We start from the raw sequence: 18,077 nt of genomic DNA, 5'->3' as shown, positions 1-18,077 counted from the left end.
GTTTCCTCCTGAGCCGGCCCTTCGTCGTGTTCGAGGCCGCGCTGCACGCGGGGCACTGGAGTCCACGCGGTGTCCGCATCCCCCAGTCGGTGGTGTCAGTCGCCGGGAGTGGCAGTCAGCGCGTCGATCAGTTGCCGGGCGCGGGTCTCCTCCCTCAGGAGGATCTCGACCAGGGGGCCGGTGCCCGGGTCGGCCATCGAATCGCCGCCGGAGTCGGCCGGACTCACCGCGCGCGGACCCGCAGCCTCATCGATGTACTGCTCGACGGGCGGCCCGGCCCAGGTCGGTGCCCGTCGGGGCCGGGCGGTTCGCCGCGTCGTACGGGGTCTCGCACCCCACAGTCACGATCCAGCCACACACCCTCCATAAAAGCGCCCCCGTAAGCGATGATTCATCCCTCAACAACACCATCGCGGGGGGACCATGAGCCACGACATCACGCCACCGCCCATGCCGGGCTACGGGCCGCCGATGCCACCGCGGCCGCCGAAGCCGCCGGGCGAGAACCGGACGAACCTGATCATCGTCGGCTGTGCCGTCGCCGTCGTCGCCAGTGTCATCGGCACGGGCATCGCGGTGACGAGCGACAGCGACGGAACGGCCTCGCCCGCGCCGACGGTCACCGTCACGAAGACGGTCGTGGGCGAGGGCTCCGACACCACGGGCGACGACGGCTCCGACAGCGGCTCCGCGGGGACCGAGGACTCCTCCGACGACACGAGCGACACCGCGACCGACGACGACGGCGTCTTCGCCCTCGACGACACGGTGATCTACGACAGCGACGTCGAGGTCACGCTCTCCGGGTTCAAGCGCGGGGTGTCCGGCGAGTACGCGGCGCCCGAGAACACGCCGTACGCGAAGTTCACGATCAAGATCGTCAACGGGTCCGACGCCACGGTCGACGCCAACGAGATGACCGTCGACTGCGCCTACGGCGACGAGGGCAAGGAGGGCGAGGCGATCTACGACGACGGCCTCGACGGGCTCCCCGACACGCGTATCCTCGCCGGGCGCTCCCTCACCGTTCCGTGGGCCTGCGAGCTCCCCAAGGACGAAACGTTCCTCCAGGTCGAGGTCTCCCCCGACTACGACTCCGAGGAAGCGATCTTCACCGGCGACGTGAAGAAGTGAGGGACGGGCACACTTGATGGCAGTACGTGCGATGCGTGCGGTGCGTGCAGTGCGTGCAGTGCGTCGATAGGCACCCCCGGGAAGGATCAGATGTTCATCATCTTCGGCACCAAGGGATACCTGTACCAGCTCGCGATACTGACGCTGGTGTGCGGACAGTGCGGGAACCCCTCCGCGCACACGCTCAGGAAGCGGGTCACGAAGTTCACGCTGTTCTTCGTGCCGCTGTTCCCGATCTCGACGAAGTACCAGACGCAGTGCACCTTCTGCGGCGCGGAGCAGAAGGTGAGCGCCGAGCAGGCCGAGCGGCTCCAGGCGCAGAACGCCGGCGCTCACGGCGGCCAGTCCTCCGGCCAGCCGCAGCAGCAGCCGTACCGGTCCTGAACCCGCGGAACCCGTGGGCCGCGCCTCGGCCCTGTGAGTCCTGAGCCCGCCCGCTGTGGGGAAGCTGTGAGTTCGCTGATTCTCATTCTTCCCTCAGTACTCGCTCAGCGTCGCCCCAGAAGCGGCCTCGACAGTCGCTGCCATGAACGAAATGAACGCGGGGAGGCGTCCGGCAGCGCTCGGTCGAGATCGTGGCGTACGCCTCATGACGACCCTCGCCCCGCCGCCCACCACCGGGCGGGACAGCGGCCCGAGGCACCGGGCCGACGTTCCTCCCGCCGGGGGCGGTCTCGCCGCCCGGGCCCGGAGGGTGTTCACCGGCGCGTCGGAGGACCCGCGCTGGGCGCGCCCGGCCCTGTGGGCGATCCTCGTCCTGGCCACGGCGCTGTACGCCTGGAACCTGTCCTCCATCACCGGCAACACCTTCTACAACGCGGCCGTCTACAGCGGCACGAAGAGCTGGAAGGCGTTCTTCTTCGGCGCGTTGGACGCGGGCAGCTTCATCACCGTCGACAAGCCGCCGTTCGCGCTGTGGGTGATGGGCCTGTCCGCCCGGGTGTTCGGCTACGGCACCTGGCAGATGATGCTGCCGATGGTCGCGGTCGGCGTGGGCTCGGTGGCCCTGCTGTACCGGATGGTCAAGCGTGACTTCGGGGCCGTGGCCGGCACGATCGCCGCGCTCGCGCTCACCCTCACGCCGATCACGGTCGCCATCACCCGGGACACCAACCCCGACCCGGTCCTCGTCTTCCTGATGCTGCTCGGCGCGGCGGCGCTCATGAAGGCCGTACGCACCGGACGCGTGATGCCCCTCGTCTGGTCCGGCGTCGCGATCGGGTTCGCCTTCAACACGAAGATGATGCAGGCGTACGTCGTCCTGCCGGTCTTCTTCCTGGTCTACCTGTGGGCCGCCACGGGCAGCCTCGGCCGTCGGATCCGCAACCTGGCCGTCGGCACGGTCGCGCTGATCGCGTCGAGCGCCTGGTGGATGGTGGTCGTGGATCTGATCCCCGCCTCCTCCCGGCCGTACATCGGCGGCTCGACCGACAACACGGTCTGGGACCTCGTCATCGGCTACAACGGCTTCGGCCGGATCTTCGGCGCCAGTTCGTCGGTGGGCTCGCAGGGCAACGGGGCGAGCTTCGGCGGCGAGGCGAGCGTCTACCGGATGTTCAACGAGATCATGGGCGGCCAGATCTCCTGGCTGATCCCGTTCGCGCTCATCGCCCTGGTCGGCGGCCTGGTGCTACGGGGCCGCGCGCCTCGTACGGACGCCAAGCGGGCCGCGCTGCTGCTCTGGGGCGGCTGGTTCGTCCTGCACTACCTGACCTTCGCCCTCGCCGAGGGCACCTTCCACCCGTACTACGTCACGGCCATGGCCCCCGGTATCGCGGCCCTGGCCGGTGCGGGCGGGGTCATGCTGTACGGCGCCTTCAAGGAGGGGTCCGTGGCGAAGTGGGGGTGGGTGCTGCCGCTCGCGGTCGCGGTGAGCGCGGTCTGGGCGGTCGTGCTGCTGCAGCGGGTCTCCGGCTCCGGGACCCTCTACACCGTCGCCCAGGTCGTGGCCGGTGTCGCCGGTGCGGTCGCCGTGATCGGGCTGCTCGTCGGACGGTTCACGCGGCGCCGGAAGCTCGTCGGGCTGGCCTCGCTCGCGGCGGTCGTCGCGCTGCTGGCCGGGCCCGCCGCGTACTCGGTGTCGGCGGCGACAACCGCGAGCAGCAACGGCACCAACCCGACGGCCGGGCCCAACACCGGGGGCGGCATGGGCGGTGGCGGCGGCATGGGCGGCGGCCAGCGGCCGAGCGGCAACGCGCCCAGCGGTACAGCCAACTCGGGTTCCAGCAGCTCCAGTTCGACCTCCAGCACCGGTCAGGCCGACGGAGGCGGTGGCGGTGGCGGCATGGGCGGTGGCTCCCAGGTCTCGTCCGAGATGATCACGTACCTGAAGAAGAACCAGGACGGCGCGACCTGGCTGGTGGCGGTGGCCACCGACCAGACGGCCTCCTCGATCATCCTGGAGTCCGGCCAGCCCGTGATCTCCATGGGCGGCTGGTCCGGCAGCGACGAGGCCATGACCCTCGCCAAGCTCAAGCAACTGGTGAAGGCCGGCAAGCTCCACTACATCGTCGTCAGCGACAGTGACAGCGGCCGGGGCGGCAGCAGCAGCGCCGCCTCCGAGATCGCCGAGTGGGTCAAGGAGAACGGCAGCGCCGTGAGCGACTACAGCGGCCTGTACCGCCTGGACGCGTCGGACGTGAGCTGACAGCCGCCCTGCCTGACCAACCGCACCGCTCCCGACGGGCGGGCCACCGGATCTCCCCTCCGGCGGCCCGCTCGTCCTCTCTACGAGGGCTCCCGGGGGCGGCGGGGCAGTCGGGGGGAGGTGGGGTGGAGGGGTGGGGGTGTCATCCAGGCCCCCGCGGCCGACGCGGCGGCCAGCAGGATGCTCATGTGTTCCGCGAAGTCGGGCCCCGGCAACGGGAGTTCGAAGTCCGGGTTGTCGACGTAGCCGAGGGCGACGGCTCCGGGGACGTAGTGCATGACCGCGTCGACCAGCTCCGTCCGGGGCGTGGCGGTGCGGTCGAGGTGGGTGAGGGCACGCAGGACCGTCGGGAAGCTGGCGTCGTACGCGGTCGGGACGCCCGGGTCCGGGACGGCCAGCAGGAACTCGGGGGCCGGCCGGGTGCCGATCTTCGTCTGTTCGCGCCACCAGGCGGCCGCCTCCGCGTCGCCCAGGACCAGGTGCTGGAGGTAGAGACAGTACGAGGCGAGGTCGTCGCCGGCGCCGGCCGCGTACTGCCACCACGAGCGGGCGCTGTCCTCCGCGTCGGCGAGCTGGAGGACGCAGCCGAGGACGCGCGCGCCGGGCGGTTCCGGCAGGTGCTCGGTGACGAAGTCCTGTAGGGAGTCCGGTGTGGTGTGGGCCAGCACCGTCTCGCACAGGGTGCGCAGATCGCGGGCGGCCATGGCGCTCGTGCCGTCGCGCTGTCCGGCGCCGGGGGCCCGGCAGGGGGCGCCGGGGACGATGTCGTGCGGGACGACCGGCTCGTCCAGGAGGAGTGCCCGGGCCAGGAGTTCGTCCATCGGAGTCATCGGAGTTGTCGGGGTGGGGATCATTCCGGGGTCTCTCCCAGGTCGTTCTGGGGGTGGAGCGCGGCGGTCAGGGTCTTTCGGGCGTAGCGGTCGGCCGTGTGGACCGAGGCGATCGGGACGCCCAGGACGTCGGCCACGGCGGCGTGGTCCATGCCGCGCAGATATGTGAGGACCATGACGTCCAGCTGGTGCGCGGGCAGCCGGCTGAGGGCCTTGAAGAGGGCCATCGACTCCTCGATCTGCGCGAACCGCGCCGCGGGGGTCGACAGCACGCTCAGGGCGACCGTGTCGAACGCGGTGCGGGCGAGCTCGGGGCAGCCGTCCGTGTGGCAGGCCCGGGCCATCACGCTCCTGCGCAGCACCGACCACGCGAACGGCACCACGTCAGCACTGGCCAGCGCCTCGGCCCAGCGGAACCACAGCACGTCGAACGTCTCCGCGACCACCTCGCGCGCCTCCTCCTCGCTCACGAAAAGCCGGGCGTAGGCGAGATAGGCGACGCGGTTGAGTTCGGTGAACGCCTGGTGCTCCAGCGGGGGTACGGCGGGCCCGGTCGACAGGGTCGCCCTCCGGTGCGGGTTCTGGCCGCTCTGACGGCTCTGGATGCAGCCGTCTATCCAGTCCGGCTTCTTCTGCGCCTCCAGCGCGGCGGCCATCCACAGGCGCCGCATGGGCCACGTCGGTACGTCGAGGACGTCCAGCAGGCCGTAGGTGATCTCCCAGCGCGGGTAACGGCCCGTGCCGCGCAGCAGTTCGGAGATCTTCGACTTTGCCCAGCCCGACCGGTCGCTCAGCTCGCCGATCGTCAGGCCGCTCGCCAGGAACCGGATCCGCAGGGGCTCCAGCCAGGCGCGGTGGGCCGTGCCCACGCCCTCCGCTATCGGCCCCAGCTTCCGGCCCGGCTTACCCGCCGGCGCGCCCCCTCCGGGCCGCCGCGACAGGGACGGCGGGGTCACCCGACGCGCTCCTCGTCGTCCGCAACGCGCACTCGTCCGTCGTTCACCACGGGCACTCGTGCCGCACCGGTGGTGGTCATCGACGTCACGACCTGTTCCGCGCTCAGTACGAGCGCCGGGACCGCGGCGGCGGCCGCGGCCGTCTCACCGACGGCGACGAGCACCACGCTCCACCCGAGGACCGTCATCAGCACGACGACGGATAAGACTTGCCTTCTGGACATCGGTACCTTCCCAGCCACATGCGTACGTCCGAGAGGCCCCCCTCAGCGGTGCCGACGCGTCGTCGGGGAGCCGGACGTCAGCATGCTGGGCCCACTCACCCTCACGCCATGGCATCCGGGAATCGCGGAACAATGCGGCCGCCCCGCGACAGCGCGCACGGTACCGCCTCCTAGCGCACATCAGCCGTAAAACGTCTGGCAGTGCAGGCTTTCGGGGCGAAGTTCCCGGTTTCCCGGGCGTCCGTTCCGGCAGCACGTCGCATCATGGGCACGCGGGCGCTCCGAGCGCCGGAACCTTCCCGTCCGGGAAGCCGTGCCCCTCGTGCCGATCAAGAAGGGGCAACCCGCTCCCGCCCTGTCCGGTCAGGACGGGCGGGAGCCGGGTGGAGTGACGAGCGCAGAGCCTGTCTCCTTCCGGTCGGTGCGTTGATGCCTAGATGGGCACCTCCGCCCATACCGTCTTGCCCACGGGTCGGCGAGGCAACGACCCCCAACGCACGGCCAGGCCGTCCACCAGAAGCAGCCCCCGACCGGACTCGTCCTCGGGATACGACGGGGGCGGGGCCGTGGGCGGCCGCTTCGCGGAGGCGGCGTCCGCGACCTCGATACGCACCAGGCCCGCAGCCGCGTCGAGGGCGAGCCGGAGGCCGAAGTCGCGTCCGGGGACCCGGCCGTGCTGTACGGCGTTCGCGGCGAGTTCGCCGACGATGAGAGCGACCGTGCACGACGCGTCCGACGCCGACGGATAGCCCCACTCCTCCATACGCTGAGCGGCGAGGCGTCGGGCGAGTTGCGCACCTCGCGGTGAGGAGACGAACTGCTCCGCGCACGAGGGCAGTTCGCGGTCCGTGTCGGCGAGGGTGACGGTCTCCGCCGCAAGGGGTGCGGCACTCCGCCGTGGCTCGTCTCCCGAGGTGGTGGTCGTTCCTGTCAGCACGGGTCGTCCGTCCTTGTCTGTCGAGCTGAGGCATCCCGTGACGTACACGAGTCATCACGTTTCGTGCTCAAGAGTCGTCCGATCGCCCTACGCTCGACAGGTGACACAGCCTTACTTTTCAGCCCGTAAGGAACGGAAGTGACGCTTTGGCCAACGGAATTGACCCGAGTAGGTCGATGGCGGCGCTGTTCGGTTCGCGGGTGCGCAGACTCCGTACGGCGGCCGGACTGACCCAGGCCGAGCTTGGCGACAAGACGCACGTGGTGAGCACGCGGATCACACAGATCGAGCGGGCGTCCGGAGCGAAGCCGACGCTGGAGCTGGCGCGTGCGCTGGACGCGGCCCTCGGCGCGGACGACCTGCTGGTCGAGTTATGGCCGTACGTGTACCGGGAGGCGTTTCCCGACTGGTCGCGGAAGTTCATCGCGCACTCGGAGCGGGCCATGTCCATCCGGGAATATGCGGCACACGTGGTACCCGGCCTGTTGCAGACCAAGGAGTACGCGAGAGCCGTTCTGAGCGTCGGCCTGACGCTCAGCGGTGACGAGCAGTTGGAAGAACGGCTCACCGTTCGCATGACGCGGCAGGAACGGCTTGGTTCGCCCGACCGGCCGGAACTGTGGGTGGTGCTCGACGAGGCGGTCCTCAGACGTCCGATCGGCGGGCGCGATGTGATGCGCGCGCAGTTGGAGCTGCTGCTCCATTCGGCAGCGGAGCACCACATCAGTGTCCAAGTGCTGCCATTCGAGCAGGGCGAGCACGATGCGATGGGCGGTTCCCTGACGGTGTTGTCGCTGCCGGATGGTTCCGAAGTCGCCTACACAGAGGGCGCGCACTATGGCCAACTCATCGAGGATCCGGCCGAGGTCAGGCGCTTCACGGTGACCTACGATCGGCTACGGGCGAATGCCCTGCCCCCGCTCATGTCGCTCGACATGATCCGATCCGCGATGGAGGGCTACAACCGTGGAGCGAATGTCCCGTCCCGATCTGAGCGCCGCCGCGTGGCGCAAGAGCAGCTACAGCAATCAGGAGGGCGGCAACTGCGTGGAAGTGGCCGAGGGATTCCGCGGGGCCGTCGTCCCCGTCCGTGACAGCAAGGTCCCGCACGGTCCGGCGCTGTGCTTCGAAACCGCCGCCTGGGCCGCCTTCATAGGCGAGTTGAAGGCCAGTCACCACCGTTTCTGAGGCAGCCGGGCCCCGGCCGCCGTCCGCCTTCCGGACTCACCGGGCCCTTGGCCACGAGGGTCCGGCGGGCCACTGACCTCCCCAAAGAACCGGGGGAAAGAACTACCCGCCCACCCACCCTCCCTGGCCGGGAAGCCCGCGTCACCCGTCCGGGTGACCGGCTTGCAGGCGCGGGATGCGGGCGGTTACGTTCGCCGCGACAACCGCAAACAGATACGGCCCCCGGCCGGGACGGCAATCCCGAACGAGGGCCTGACCAACCAGGAAGTACCGCCTTCCCGATGGCTGACTCGCAGTCTAACGCGCGCCTGCGCGCCGACGCCGGAGCTCCTTCCTCCGGCGTGATCCACGTACGCACCCGTCTCACGGCCGACTTCACCGTGATCTCGAACGCCCTCGCCCAGCGACGCGGCAGCGCGGTCACGGTCGGCGTCGCGGTGTACATCCTCTCCCTGCCCACCGGCACTCCCGTGAGCATCGCCGCGCTGTGTGCGCACTTCACCGAGGGCGAGATCCTGATCTCGCGGGCACTCAGGGAACTCGAAACGGCCGGATACCTGGAGCGCCGCCGCGAGCGACTGTCCACCGGGCAGATCCGCACCCGGACGTACTTCTACGACGTCCCCGGCGGCGATCCGGACCTGGATCCGGATCCGGATCTGGATCCGAACGGGCTTCCCGAGCCGCCCAAGCCGCGTCGGCCCCGCAAGAAGCCCGCCACCGTGGCGGTTCCGCCCGCGTCCGCGGCCGTGGAGGAAGCGGGGGCCGCGCCCGTCCAGACCGACGCGCAGACACCGCCCCCGCTCGCCGACGCCGACGCCGACCCGCGGGCCATCGCCGTACTCGCCGCCCTGCGCCGGGTCGACCCCCGCCTCGTCCTGTCCGTGCGGGAAGCCGCCCGCCTCGCCCCGGCCGTCACCCGGTGGCTCGCGGCGGGCCTCCTGCCCACACAGATCACGGACCACCTCACCGCAGGCCTCCCGAACGACCCCCTGGTCCGCCCGGCCGGCATCCTCGCCTACCGGCTCAAGGAGACGCCCCTGCCGGCACCGGCCGAAGGCGCGGAACCTTCAGCGCATCCGGCGGTCGTGCCCATGCGGAACTGCGACGGTTGCGACCGGGGATTCCGCTCGGCGGAACACAACCGTTGCCGGGACTGCAGGTCCGGAAACCACCTTCGTGCGGCCGGCTGACCGGTGGCTGGGTGTGCGGTCCACCGGCAGGTGGGAATCTTGATGTGCGACGATGCGAAACCCGGCATCAGGAGGAGGTGGGGCATGGTCGACAGGTTCCAGGACGGGCTTCTGACGCCCACGGAAACGGCCTCCTACCTTGAGATTCCCCAGTCGACCCTCACCTCGTGGCTGAGGGGCAAGGCCGCCGGAGCGCCACTGGTGCACCAGGTGGAGCCGGTGCGGAAGGGGCAGCCTTCGGTGCCGTTCATCGCGGTGGCCGAGGCGCACGTCCTTCGTTCTCTGCGTTCCCTGGGGCTCCGCATGAGCGAGATCAGGGAGGCGGCCGCCGCCGTACGGGACGCCTTCGACACCCCCTATGGCCTCGTGTCCAAGCGGATCGCCACGGACGGCGTGGACATCTTCATCGAGCACGGTTGGGGGGATCTCCGCAGAGCCCGCGACGGCCAGGTCCCCATCCAGGAAGTGGTCTCCGACTATCTCCGCTACCTCACCTGGGAGCCGGGCGACGACTTCCCCTCCAGCCTCCGCCTGAGGCAGTATCCGGACTCCGTCCCCGTCGTGATCGATCCGAGGTTCGGGCACGGTCTCCCCGTGGTGGCGGCCAACCGCGTCACGGTCCAGGCCATCACCGACCTGTGGGAGGCCGGGGAGTCCGTCGAGGACATCGCGTACGACTACGACATGACGCCTGAGCAGGTGGACGCGCTCTGCCAGGCAGTGGTGCACCTTGTCGCCTGAGTTCTTCCTCGACCGGAATCTCGGTCGTCGTGTGGCGGAGGGGCTGCGAGCCTGCGGGTGGACGGTTCACCGCATCGGGGACGCGTTCCCGGACGACGGGCAGGACATCCCGGACGAAGAGTGGATCACGTACGGTCTAGACCGGTCCTGGGTCCCGCTGTCGAAGGACGGACGGATCAAGACCCGGGACCTGGAGATCCGGCCTGTCCTGGAGCGTGAGGCGGTGCTGTTCTACCTGGACAACCAGCAGCTTCGCAGCGCCGAGATGGTCGAGCGGCTCGCCGCAGGCCGTGACGCGATCCACCGGGCCGTCGAGAAGGGCGGTCCGGCGGCGTACGCCGTGCGACACGACCGCATCGAGCGCACCTGGCCGTGACGGCCCTGTTCTCGTATAGCTACGGCCAGGTGGTGTGTACGTACGCCTACGCAACACGGCGTCAGCCGCGGCGCCATCCGTACGGCCGTCGCCGACCTCCTGCCCGAGCGCAGCGCCGCCGGCCGCGAGGAAGCCCCAGCCCTGGAGCTGCCGGTCTCCCTCGACATGCCGGGCAAGGTCGCCGACTTCCTCCGCCACCGAGCTGGAGCCCCCAGGTGGCTACGTTGACCGTCTTTGCGGGGCCGGCATGGACCACTTCAATGACGACCAGCCATCGCCGGTAGACAGTCACACCGGGTCCGGCAGGTCCATGAGCGCGAGTTCGGCCGGGTCGACCACGGCAGTGATCTCGGTGATGCGGCCGTCGGTGACGGTGAAGGCGAGCAGGGACAGCGGGGTGCCGTCCTCGCTCCAGGCGATGACGCCGAGGCTCCCATTGACGGTCGCCGCATGTCCGTGTGCCGCGCCGCCGGCCACTCGGGCGCGGCCGGCGACCTCGGTGGCCCCGATCGTGACGAACCGTCCGCCGGGGGTGTGGACGGTGAACTGCACCTCAGGGTGGAGAACTTCCAGCAGCCGCTCGAACCGGCCCTCGCGGGCCGCGGTCAAGAACGCCCCGACCACCTCCCGTTGCTGCTGTCGGTCGCTTGCCGACTGCCGAACGGCCTGCACCTTCCGGCGAGCGCGACTGGTGAGCATCTTGGTCGCGTCGGTGGACCTGCCGAGGATGGTGCCGATCTCCCCGTGGGGCACGGCGAACACGTCGTGCAGCACGAACGCCAGGCGCTCGTCGGGGCGCAGCGAGTCCAGGACCGTCAACAGCGCCAGGCCCACAGAGTCGCCCAGTGCCACAAGCTCTTCCGGAGTCGGACCATCGTCGAGCGTCACGGTGAGTTCGGACAGCTGGTCGTCGAGGGGGACTGTCGGGCGCGTGCGGCCCGAACGTAGGAGATCGAGGCTGATGCGGCCGACCACGGTGGTCAGCCAGCCGCCGAGATTGTCGATGGCGTCGATGTCCTGGCGGGACAGACGCAGCCACGCCTCCTGGACCGCGTCGTCCGCGTCGGCGTGCGAGCCGAGTACGCGGTAGGCAACGGCTGTAAGCCGGTCACGGTGCGCCTCGAAGGCCTCGGCGATCGGATCGGCGGGATGGGCGCCGGACATGGTGTTACCTCCCTGGAAGCTGCTCCGTCATAGGGGTGACGGGCACCAGCCCCGCAAGGTAACCCCGACCAAGGAGAGCACCCTGCCATGCAGAACCGACTGAAGAACAAGAACGCCGACAACCCCGACGTGTGGAAGGCGGTCGGGCACCTACAGAAGGCGATCGCCGCCGGGGGCGTCGACCCGAAGCTGCTCGCGCTGGTCCACCTGCGCGCCAGCCAGATCAACAGCTGCTCGGCGTGTGTCCACGCCAGTGTCGCCGGGGGGAAGAAGGCCGGTGACACCGACGAGCGGCTGCACAATGTAGCGGCGTGGCGTGAGGCGCCGTTCTACACCGATGCGGAACGCGCGGCACTCGCGCTGGCCGAGGCCGCCACCCGGTTGCAGGACGGTGCAGAGGGGGTCACCGACGAGATCTGGGAAGAGGTCAACGCCCATTTCACTGAGGAGCAGATCGGCGCGCTCAACCTGGAGATCGCCCTGACCAACTTCTTCAACAGGATCAACCGCACCATCAAGGAACCGGCCGGCCAGACCTGGGGCTGAGCCCAGCGTGGCTCTTACCCACTGACCACACAGTGGTGACTGAGCCCGCCGGGAGAAAGGGCCTCGCCCCCGTGAAGCGGACACCTGTTCGTGTTGCTATGCGGCGAGTGCGATGGTGGCAAACCGCTGTCCGAAGGACCTGCTCGGCTTCGGCGGTACCCAGGCGCAGGGCGGTGGTGCACTTCACGATCTGGTCGGCCGTCATGACGCACGCGCCGGTGACGTGAGCCCTGTCCTCTCGTCCCGCCCCGCCACCCACAACGCCACCGTCACCGCCACCGACGCCCCCGCCATCACCGTCATCGCCGCAGCCGATGAGGTCAGCTGGGCCACCCCACCCGCCAGGCCCGCGCTCACTCCCTGCAACGTGAGCATGCCGGACGAGTGCAACCCCAGGGTGTGGCCCGTGAGTTCGGGTGGGGTGAGAGCGAGCAGCCGCTGTTGCTGGACCAGGCTCGCGCCGAAGCCGACGGAGGCGAGGGCCGCGCAGGCCGCCGCGACGGGCGTCGGCGGGTGGAGGGCGAAGACCAGGTACGGGGTGGCCAGGAGCAGGAGGAGGGGTGTGGCCAGGCGGTCGCGTATCCGGGGTGGGAGGAGACGGCCGACCGTCACGTCACCCGCCAGCATGCCGAGCGCCGCGCAGGCGAAGAGCAGGCCCGCGCGGTCGGGGGCGTACGCGACGAACAGGGACTCGCAGCCGACGACGAGGCCGTTGGGGATCCACAGGCCGAGGTAGAGGCGGCGGCGCGGGACCGACGACCACAGCTGGGCGTTCGTGCGCCAGGTCTCGGCGACGGACGGGCGGCCGGAGGCGCGCGGGGCGCGGCGGGTCAGGCCCACGAAAGAACAGAGGGCGGCCGTCGCGTAGAGGGCCGCCGACACCAGCAGCGTGACCGCCGGGGACAGCAAGGCCACCAGGGCGCCGCCGGTCGCGTAACCGGCGATCTGCGTGAGCCCGTGCAGCATGTTGAACGCCGAGCGGCCGAGCAGATAACCGTCCTTCGGAAGGATCTCGTTCAGCAGGCTCCAGCGGACTCCCCCGCCGAGCGACGCGATCAGCCCTTGGGCCGCGATCACCGCGAAGACCGTCCACAGGGGCAGGCCGGGCAGCGCCAGCGACGCCGTACTCGCCGCGAAGACCACGGCCAGGCCCGTCAGCGTGGCCCTCGGCGGCAGCCGGTCCGCCGCCGAGAGCAGGGTCGTCGCGCCGACCACCTGGGCGAGGGACGGGCCGAACATGCTGAGCGCGGACAGGAGCGGGGCACCGGTCGCCGCGTAGACGGAGGTGGCGAGGGCGAGGCCGCCGATCGTGGAGGCGGCGGCCTGGAGGGAGGAGGAAAGGAAGAGAGGGGTGAACTCCCTTGTGCGGAAGAGGGATTGATAACTGCGCATGGGCAATGACCCTCGGGCCCGCCGCCGGTCCGCCGTAATGTTTCGCGCACACGCGAAAGCCGAGGCGGGCTCGCGCCGAACCCCGGAGGTGTCCACGTGGGCTGGTGGCAGGTCAACGCCGACACCCTCGCCGGGAGCCGGTTCGTCGTCTCGCCGCTGGCCGAGACGTTCGCGAGTCTGAAGACGCTGCACGCGGGGGCGGGGAGCCACCCCGGAGAGCAGACGTGGCTGGCGGCGCATCTGCCCGCGTACCGGACCGAGCTGGCCCAGGATCCGCTCACCGCGCTGCTCGTGCGCGCGGGGCTCGGAAAGGAGTGGATCGCCGACTTCCTGACCCCCACACCACGCGAGAACGAGACCTTCGCGGACGAGATCGCCCGGGTCCGGGACGCCGACCCCGCCGCCGCCCGCGCCCACCTCACCGTCTCCCTGCGCGGCCCCCTGCCCGCCGCCCTGCACCGGGACGACCTGCCCCATCGCGCGGCCGGCCTCCTGACGTACGTGTGGGAGGAGACCGTACGGCCGTACTGGGAGCGGCGGCGGCGGGTGCTGGAGGCCGATGTCCTCGCCCGTACCGCGCGGTTGGGGCAGGGCGGGTGGGCGGCCGTGCTGGACGCGATGCGACCGGGGATGCGGTAGCTCGGGGAGAACCGGCTCCAGGTCAATCTCCATGAGTACCCACCGCGGGAGATCTCCGGTGCGCGGCTGCTCTTCGTGCCGGTCACGCCGCAGCGCACCGGGTGGGTGGCCTGGGAGGAGCGGGAGCGGTACGCCGTCGTGTACCCGTGCTCGGGCGTCCTCGCCGACGGGAACGGCACGACGGCCGTGCCCGCCGCCCTCGGTCCGCTCCTCGGCGAGGCCCGCGCCCGGGTCCTCGTCCTTCTCGACTCCCCGATGAGTACGACGCAACTGTGCGCGGTCACCGGGCAGGGGCTCGGTTCAGTCGGCCGTCATCTGAGGGTGCTGCTGGACGCCGGGCTGGTGCGGCGCGGGCGGGCCGGGCGGTCGGTGCTGTACGCGCGGACGGCGGAGGGAGAGGTGCTGGTGCGTGCCACCCCTTCAGCCCGTCCGGTGTTTGAGGGAGAGCCGGGTACATCCAGCCCGTCCGGCGTTTGAGGACGAGGCCGTTCAGGCCGAAGGGGGTCTGGGGGCGCAGCCCCCAGGATGGGACGGGTAGGGGCGGCGGGGGCGAAACCCTTTCCGGAGATAGCATCCACTTATGACTACTGACAACTCCGGCACCTCTGTCCTCGACGTCGAGATCGATGCCCTGAAGGGCGGTTCAGCAGACCTCGCCCAGTACGCCGGGCAGGCCGTTCTCGTGGTGAACGTGGCCTCCAAGTGCGGTCTCACCCCCCAGTACACGGGCCTCGAGGCGCTGCAGGCGCGCTACGCCGCGCAGGGCTTCACCGTGCTCGGGGTGCCGTGCAACCAGTTCCTCGGGCAGGAGCCGGGGTCGGCCGACGAGATCGCGGAGTTCTGCTCGGCGACGTACGGCGTGACCTTCCCGCTGACCGAGAAGGTCGAGGTCAACGGGGACGGCCGGCACGCGCTGTACGAGCGCCTGGTGGACCACGCGGACGCCGAGGGGCACACGGGTGACATCCGCTGGAACTTCGAGAAGTTCCTGATCGGCCGCGACGGCTCGGTCGTCGCCCGCTTCTCGCCGCAGACCGAGCCCGAGTCGGCGGAGCTGGTCGCCGCCGTGGAGAAGGCCATCGGCTGACGCCCGGAGGGGTCTTTCGTTGACCTTGCCCCTGGGGCAAGGGGCACCGTCCCTCTCGCCGGGCGGAGGGCGCCCGGTGACGGAGGATGACCCAGTGGACCCAGTGGACATGGACGACCTGCTCACCATCGGTGTCTTCGCCGCCCGCGCGCGGCTGTCGGCGAAGGCACTGCGGCTGTACGACCGGCTGGGGCTGCTCACGCCGGCGTACGTCGACGAGGTGAACGGCTACCGGTACTACCGGGCCGACCAGGTCGAACGTGCCCGGCTGGTGGCCCTGCTGCGGCAGCTCGACATGCCTCTCGCGCGGATCGCCGAGATCGTGGACGTCGTCGAGCCGGCCGGCGCGCAGGCCGCCGAGCGGCTCGCCGCCTACTGGGCCGGGGCCGAGGAACGGTTCGCTTCCCAGCGGACCCTTGTCGCCTACCTCCGTGGACGGTTGTCGGGAACGGAGTCAGGAATGGACGAGACGTACGGGAAGTTCACGGTCGAAACGGTCGACACGGCCCCGCAGGTGCTGCTGACCCAGTCGCGGCACACGCTCGCGGACGAGTTGCCGACGTGGATCGGGGCGTCGCTGGGGCGGCTGGAGGAGGGCGCGGCGGCCTGCGGCGGAACCACCGGGGCGCCGTTCGTGGTGTACCACTCCGAGGTGTCCATGGAGAGCGACGGGCCCGCGGAGTCGTGTGTGCCGGTGGCGGACGTGAGCGCCGCGCGGGCGTGGGCGGCCGAGCACGGGCGGGCCTGGGAGACGAAGGTGCGCGTGGAGCCGGCGGGACGGCTCGTGTACACCCGGATCAGCAAGGCGCAGGTGGCCCATCCGCAGATCCTCGCGGCCTTCGAGGCGGTCGAGCGGTGGATCGCCGAGCAGGGCCTGAAGATCGTCGGCCCGTGCCGTGAGGTCTACTTCGCCGACTGGGACGCCGCCGGCCCCGAGGACCCGGTGTGCGACGTGGCGTTCCCGGTCGCATCCTGACCCTCGTAGGCCTCCCTGAGCCACATGATCGTCGTACGGCCGTAGGGCTTTCCCTACGGCCGTAGCGGATCGTACGGGTCCTGTCGGCCAACTGTCAGCGAGTGATTAGCGTCTACCTCAACACACGGAGAACGTCTGGCAAGACGTCTGTGAAGACCCGCACCCGCCCGCACGAGTCGAACGGAACGGAAGAGCCGCAGTGGCCTTTGCCGAGCTGACCCCACGACGACCCGTCTCGCGCGCCGACAAACCGTCGCCGACGCGCGAGCCGTGGCGGGAACGCCACCGGGTGCCCCTCATGGCCGCCCTGTGCGCCCTGCCGCTGTACTTCGTGTGGTGGGCGGTCTTCGCGACCGGCGGCGGCGACCTGGCGGCCCAGGTGGCGTGGGCGGAGTTCGCGAAGATGTACCCGGACTCCGCGGTCAACCTGTTCTGGTACGGGGGTCTGCACGCGGCGAACTACAGCGTGCTCTCGCCGTATCTGATGGCGGCGTGCGGCGTCGTCCCCGTCACGTTGGTGTCGGGGCTCTCGGCCTCCTGGCTCGCCGGTGAGGTCGTCACCCGGACGGGCGTACGCGCGCCGGTGCCGATCGCGCTGGCGGCGACGTTCTCACTGTGGTGCCAGGTGGTGTCGGGGCGCTCCACCTTCATGCTGGGCACGGCCTTCGCCATGGGGGCCCTGGTGGCGGTGTTGAGCGGGCGCGGCGGGCGGCATCTCGCCGTCGCGGCGGTGTGCGCGACGCTGTCGACGCTGGGGAGCCCCGTCTCCGGGCTGTTCCTCCTCGTGGTCGGCGCCGCGTATCTGCTGTGCCGCGAGTGGGGCCGGGCGGCGGCGCTGATCCTGCCGCCGGTGACCGTCGTCGCCGTCACCACGGTGCTGTTCCCCTTCGAGGGCGAGCAGCCCATGGCCCTCAGCCGGATATGGCCGCCGGTCGTGCTGTGCGCGGTGGTCGTGCTGGTCGCGCCGAGCGCCTGGCGGGTGCTCCGCCTGAGCGCCGCGATCTACGCGCTCGGCGTGGTCCTCTGCTATCTGATCCCCACCCCCATCGGCACGAACGTCGAACGCCTCCTGGAGCTGGCGGGCCCGGCGGCGGCCCTGGCGATCTGTCTGTACCGGGGTGAGGCGCGGGCGGATGACTCCCGTCTTCCCCTGTCCTGGTTCACGCCCCGGCGGCGGCAGATCGCCGGCGCGGTGGCCCTGATCCTCTCGGTGACCTGGCTGACCGGTAAGACGACCGCCGACATCGTCACCAACACCAAGGTGCCCGAGTGGGCCGTGAAGACCGACGGTGTCGTGAACGAGCTGAAGCGGCTCGGCGCCTGGAAGACCCGCGTCGAGGTGGTACCGGCCCGCGACCACCGTGAGGCCGCCATCCTCGCCCCGTACATCAACATGGCGCGCGGCTGGAACCGGCAGGCCGACGTCGAGCGCGGCCGGCTCTTCTACGAGGGCCACGGCGGGACCGAGGTGCCCGAGGGTGCCTTCACCCCGGCCGCGTACAAGGCCTGGCTCTCGCAGTGGGCCGTCGGCTTCGTCGTCCTCGTCAACGGCGAGCCGGACGGGCCCGCCGAGCTCGAACACGCGCTGGTGACCAGCGGGCCGGACTATCTGGAGCCCGTCTGGCAGGACGCCAACTGGAAGATCTACCGGGTGAAGAACGCGACCCCGCTGGTCGACAAACCGGCCTCCGTAGTCAGCGCCGACGGGGCCAACCTCGTCATCCACATGCCGAAGGCCGGCGAGATCACCGTCCGCGTCGCCTATTCCCCCTGGCTCTGGGCCGACAACGGCTGCCTCACCGCCGACCGCGAGTCCGACGGCGACCTCACGGAGTTCACCCGCCTCACCGTCCACGAGGCCGGCGACGTCCGCATCAGCTCCCAGTACGGCGGGCCTTCACGGAAGACGGCCCTGGAGTGCGAGAAGGAAGCGGACGAGAAGGCGGAGCAGGGGGACGGGGAGGAGGAGTGAGGCGGTCGCACGCCTTGAAGTGAGCCGCTCGGCTCGTGGTGACGCCAAAGCGCCTCTTCCGCCATATGGCGGAAG

General features: G+C 70.5%; 19 protein-coding genes and 1 pseudogene. 13 read left to right on the top strand and 7 right to left on the bottom strand.

Annotated elements, in window-relative coordinates; translation table 11 throughout:
• Positions 1 to 95: 95 nt before the first annotated feature.
• A complete protein-coding gene (locus ACFU53_RS38550; protein ID WP_384003681.1) occupies positions 96 to 227 on the bottom strand; it encodes a hypothetical protein in 132 nt (43 codons plus the stop codon).
• Between the two features lie 196 nt (positions 228 to 423).
• Here ACFU53_RS38550 and ACFU53_RS38545 point away from each other — a divergent pair, with 196 nt between their 5' ends.
• The 3 genes from ACFU53_RS38545 (at position 424) to ACFU53_RS38535 (ending at position 3,781) form a co-directional block, all read left to right on the top strand.
• A complete protein-coding gene (locus ACFU53_RS38545; protein ID WP_384003678.1) occupies positions 424 to 1,134 on the top strand; it encodes a hypothetical protein in 711 nt (236 codons plus the stop codon).
• A gap of 90 nt (positions 1,135 to 1,224) precedes the next feature.
• A complete protein-coding gene (locus ACFU53_RS38540) occupies positions 1,225 to 1,518 on the top strand; it encodes a zinc-ribbon domain-containing protein (protein ID WP_384003675.1) in 294 nt (97 codons plus the stop codon).
• A gap of 205 nt (positions 1,519 to 1,723) precedes the next feature.
• Positions 1,724 to 3,781, top strand: a complete 2,058-nt coding sequence (locus ACFU53_RS38535; RefSeq protein WP_384003693.1) for an ArnT family glycosyltransferase — start codon at positions 1,724 to 1,726, stop codon at positions 3,779 to 3,781.
• Positions 3,782 to 3,861: 80 nt separating this feature from the next.
• Here ACFU53_RS38535 and ACFU53_RS38530 read toward each other — a convergent pair whose 3' ends face one another.
• The 4 genes from ACFU53_RS38530 to ACFU53_RS38515 all read right to left on the bottom strand — a co-directional run bounded on the left by ACFU53_RS38530 (position 3,862) and on the right by ACFU53_RS38515 (position 6,725).
• Positions 3,862 to 4,602: a hypothetical protein gene (locus tag ACFU53_RS38530; RefSeq protein WP_384003672.1), complete on the bottom strand. Its 741-nt coding sequence runs from the start codon at positions 4,600 to 4,602 to the stop codon at positions 3,862 to 3,864.
• A gap of 29 nt (positions 4,603 to 4,631) precedes the next feature.
• Entirely contained in the window at positions 4,632 to 5,567 is a 936-nt protein-coding gene (locus ACFU53_RS38525; RefSeq protein WP_384003670.1) for a sigma factor-like helix-turn-helix DNA-binding protein, read from the bottom strand.
• On the bottom strand, positions 5,564 to 5,791 hold the full coding sequence (locus tag ACFU53_RS38520) for a hypothetical protein (RefSeq protein ID WP_384003668.1): 228 nt from the start codon (positions 5,789 to 5,791) through the stop codon (positions 5,564 to 5,566). Before ACFU53_RS38520 ends, ACFU53_RS38525 begins: the two co-directional genes overlap by 4 nt.
• 433 nt (positions 5,792 to 6,224) lie before the next feature.
• Positions 6,225 to 6,725, bottom strand: a complete 501-nt coding sequence (locus tag ACFU53_RS38515; RefSeq protein WP_384003690.1) for an ATP-binding protein — start codon at positions 6,723 to 6,725, stop codon at positions 6,225 to 6,227.
• Positions 6,726 to 6,904: 179 nt separating this feature from the next.
• Between ACFU53_RS38515 and ACFU53_RS38510 the strand changes: the two genes are divergently transcribed.
• The 5 genes from ACFU53_RS38510 to ACFU53_RS38490 all read left to right on the top strand — a co-directional run bounded on the left by ACFU53_RS38510 (position 6,905) and on the right by ACFU53_RS38490 (position 10,226).
• Positions 6,905 to 7,822, top strand: coding sequence for a Scr1 family TA system antitoxin-like transcriptional regulator (locus ACFU53_RS38510; RefSeq protein ID WP_384003665.1), 918 nt, complete (start codon positions 6,905 to 6,907; stop codon positions 7,820 to 7,822).
• Complete coding sequence (locus ACFU53_RS38505) at positions 7,776 to 7,916, top strand: DUF397 domain-containing protein (RefSeq protein WP_384003662.1); 141 nt, start codon at positions 7,776 to 7,778, stop codon at positions 7,914 to 7,916. The genes ACFU53_RS38510 and ACFU53_RS38505 overlap by 47 nt, the downstream gene beginning before the upstream one ends.
• Positions 7,917 to 8,197: 281 nt before the next feature.
• The gene (locus ACFU53_RS38500) at positions 8,198 to 9,109 is read left to right on the top strand and encodes a hypothetical protein (RefSeq protein ID WP_384003660.1); all 912 of its coding nucleotides are present in this window, start codon (positions 8,198 to 8,200) and stop codon (positions 9,107 to 9,109) included.
• 84 nt (positions 9,110 to 9,193) lie between these two features.
• The gene (locus ACFU53_RS38495) at positions 9,194 to 9,850 is read left to right on the top strand and encodes a DUF433 domain-containing protein (RefSeq protein ID WP_384003658.1); all 657 of its coding nucleotides are present in this window, start codon (positions 9,194 to 9,196) and stop codon (positions 9,848 to 9,850) included.
• Positions 9,840 to 10,226 carry a toxin-antitoxin system, toxin component, PIN family protein gene (locus ACFU53_RS38490; RefSeq protein WP_384003655.1) on the top strand — a complete coding sequence of 129 codons (387 nt, stop codon included), beginning with the start codon at positions 9,840 to 9,842 and terminating at the stop codon, positions 10,224 to 10,226. Before ACFU53_RS38495 ends, ACFU53_RS38490 begins: the two co-directional genes overlap by 11 nt.
• Positions 10,227 to 10,514: 288 nt before the next feature.
• On the opposite strand, the gene ACFU53_RS38485 is transcribed toward ACFU53_RS38490, so the two are convergent.
• Complete coding sequence (locus ACFU53_RS38485; RefSeq protein WP_384003652.1) at positions 10,515 to 11,390, bottom strand: sigma-70 family RNA polymerase sigma factor; 876 nt, start codon at positions 11,388 to 11,390, stop codon at positions 10,515 to 10,517.
• An 87-nt stretch (positions 11,391 to 11,477) separates the two neighbouring features.
• Here ACFU53_RS38485 and ACFU53_RS38480 point away from each other — a divergent pair, with 87 nt between their 5' ends.
• Positions 11,478 to 11,936 carry a carboxymuconolactone decarboxylase family protein gene (locus tag ACFU53_RS38480; protein ID WP_384003649.1) on the top strand — a complete coding sequence of 153 codons (459 nt, stop codon included), beginning with the start codon at positions 11,478 to 11,480 and terminating at the stop codon, positions 11,934 to 11,936.
• Positions 11,937 to 12,137: 201 nt separating this feature from the next.
• Here the strand turns inward: ACFU53_RS38480 and ACFU53_RS38475 are convergent, their stop codons facing one another.
• Positions 12,138 to 13,328: an MFS transporter gene (locus tag ACFU53_RS38475; protein ID WP_384003646.1), complete on the bottom strand. Its 1,191-nt coding sequence runs from the start codon at positions 13,326 to 13,328 to the stop codon at positions 12,138 to 12,140.
• A gap of 96 nt (positions 13,329 to 13,424) precedes the next feature.
• Between ACFU53_RS38475 and ACFU53_RS38470 the strand changes: the two are divergent.
• The 4 genes and pseudogenes from ACFU53_RS38470 to ACFU53_RS38455 all read left to right on the top strand — a co-directional run bounded on the left by ACFU53_RS38470 (position 13,425) and on the right by ACFU53_RS38455 (position 18,002).
• Positions 13,425 to 14,444 (top strand): annotated as a pseudogene (locus tag ACFU53_RS38470) (helix-turn-helix domain-containing protein).
• Positions 14,445 to 14,547: 103 nt separating this feature from the next.
• Positions 14,548 to 15,054, top strand: a complete 507-nt coding sequence (locus ACFU53_RS38465; RefSeq protein WP_384003643.1) for a glutathione peroxidase — start codon at positions 14,548 to 14,550, stop codon at positions 15,052 to 15,054.
• Between the two features lie 109 nt (positions 15,055 to 15,163).
• Complete coding sequence (locus tag ACFU53_RS38460) at positions 15,164 to 16,030, top strand: MerR family transcriptional regulator (RefSeq protein WP_384003687.1); 867 nt, start codon at positions 15,164 to 15,166, stop codon at positions 16,028 to 16,030.
• Between the two features lie 289 nt (positions 16,031 to 16,319).
• Positions 16,320 to 18,002, top strand: a complete 1,683-nt coding sequence (locus ACFU53_RS38455; protein ID WP_384003684.1) for a hypothetical protein — start codon at positions 16,320 to 16,322, stop codon at positions 18,000 to 18,002.
• Positions 18,003 to 18,077: the final 75 nt, after the last annotated feature.

The sequence above is a fragment of the Streptomyces sp. NPDC057474 genome (assembly GCF_042802555.1).
In the GTDB taxonomy this organism is placed as follows: Bacteria; Actinomycetota; Actinomycetes; order Streptomycetales; family Streptomycetaceae; genus Streptomyces.
The sequence above is the reverse complement of the archived record's forward strand: the minus strand, read 5'-3'. Positions and strand labels throughout refer to the sequence as shown.

Bases quoted from the DNA above. Each gene is read 5' to 3' on its own strand.
- ACFU53_RS38545 (WP_384003678.1), top strand. From the start codon at position 424: ATGAGCCACGACATCACGCCACCGCCCATGCCGGGCTACGGGCCGCCG.
- ACFU53_RS38540 (WP_384003675.1), top strand. From the start codon at position 1,225: ATGTTCATCATCTTCGGCACCAAGGGATACCTGTACCAGCTCGCGATA.
- ACFU53_RS38535 (WP_384003693.1), top strand. From the start codon at position 1,724: ATGACGACCCTCGCCCCGCCGCCCACCACCGGGCGGGACAGCGGCCCG.
- ACFU53_RS38530 (WP_384003672.1), bottom strand. From the start codon at position 4,602: ATGGACGAACTCCTGGCCCGGGCACTCCTCCTGGACGAGCCGGTCGTC.
- ACFU53_RS38520 (WP_384003668.1), bottom strand. From the start codon at position 5,791: ATGTCCAGAAGGCAAGTCTTATCCGTCGTCGTGCTGATGACGGTCCTC.
- ACFU53_RS38510 (WP_384003665.1), top strand. From the start codon at position 6,905: ATGGCGGCGCTGTTCGGTTCGCGGGTGCGCAGACTCCGTACGGCGGCC.
- ACFU53_RS38500 (WP_384003660.1), top strand. From the start codon at position 8,198: ATGGCTGACTCGCAGTCTAACGCGCGCCTGCGCGCCGACGCCGGAGCT.
- ACFU53_RS38495 (WP_384003658.1), top strand. From the start codon at position 9,194: ATGGTCGACAGGTTCCAGGACGGGCTTCTGACGCCCACGGAAACGGCC.
- ACFU53_RS38485 (WP_384003652.1), bottom strand. From the start codon at position 11,390: ATGTCCGGCGCCCATCCCGCCGATCCGATCGCCGAGGCCTTCGAGGCG.
- ACFU53_RS38480 (WP_384003649.1), top strand. From the start codon at position 11,478: ATGCAGAACCGACTGAAGAACAAGAACGCCGACAACCCCGACGTGTGG.
- ACFU53_RS38475 (WP_384003646.1), bottom strand. From the start codon at position 13,328: ATGCGCAGTTATCAATCCCTCTTCCGCACAAGGGAGTTCACCCCTCTC.
- ACFU53_RS38465 (WP_384003643.1), top strand. From the start codon at position 14,548: ATGACTACTGACAACTCCGGCACCTCTGTCCTCGACGTCGAGATCGAT.
- ACFU53_RS38460 (WP_384003687.1), top strand. From the start codon at position 15,164: ATGGACGACCTGCTCACCATCGGTGTCTTCGCCGCCCGCGCGCGGCTG.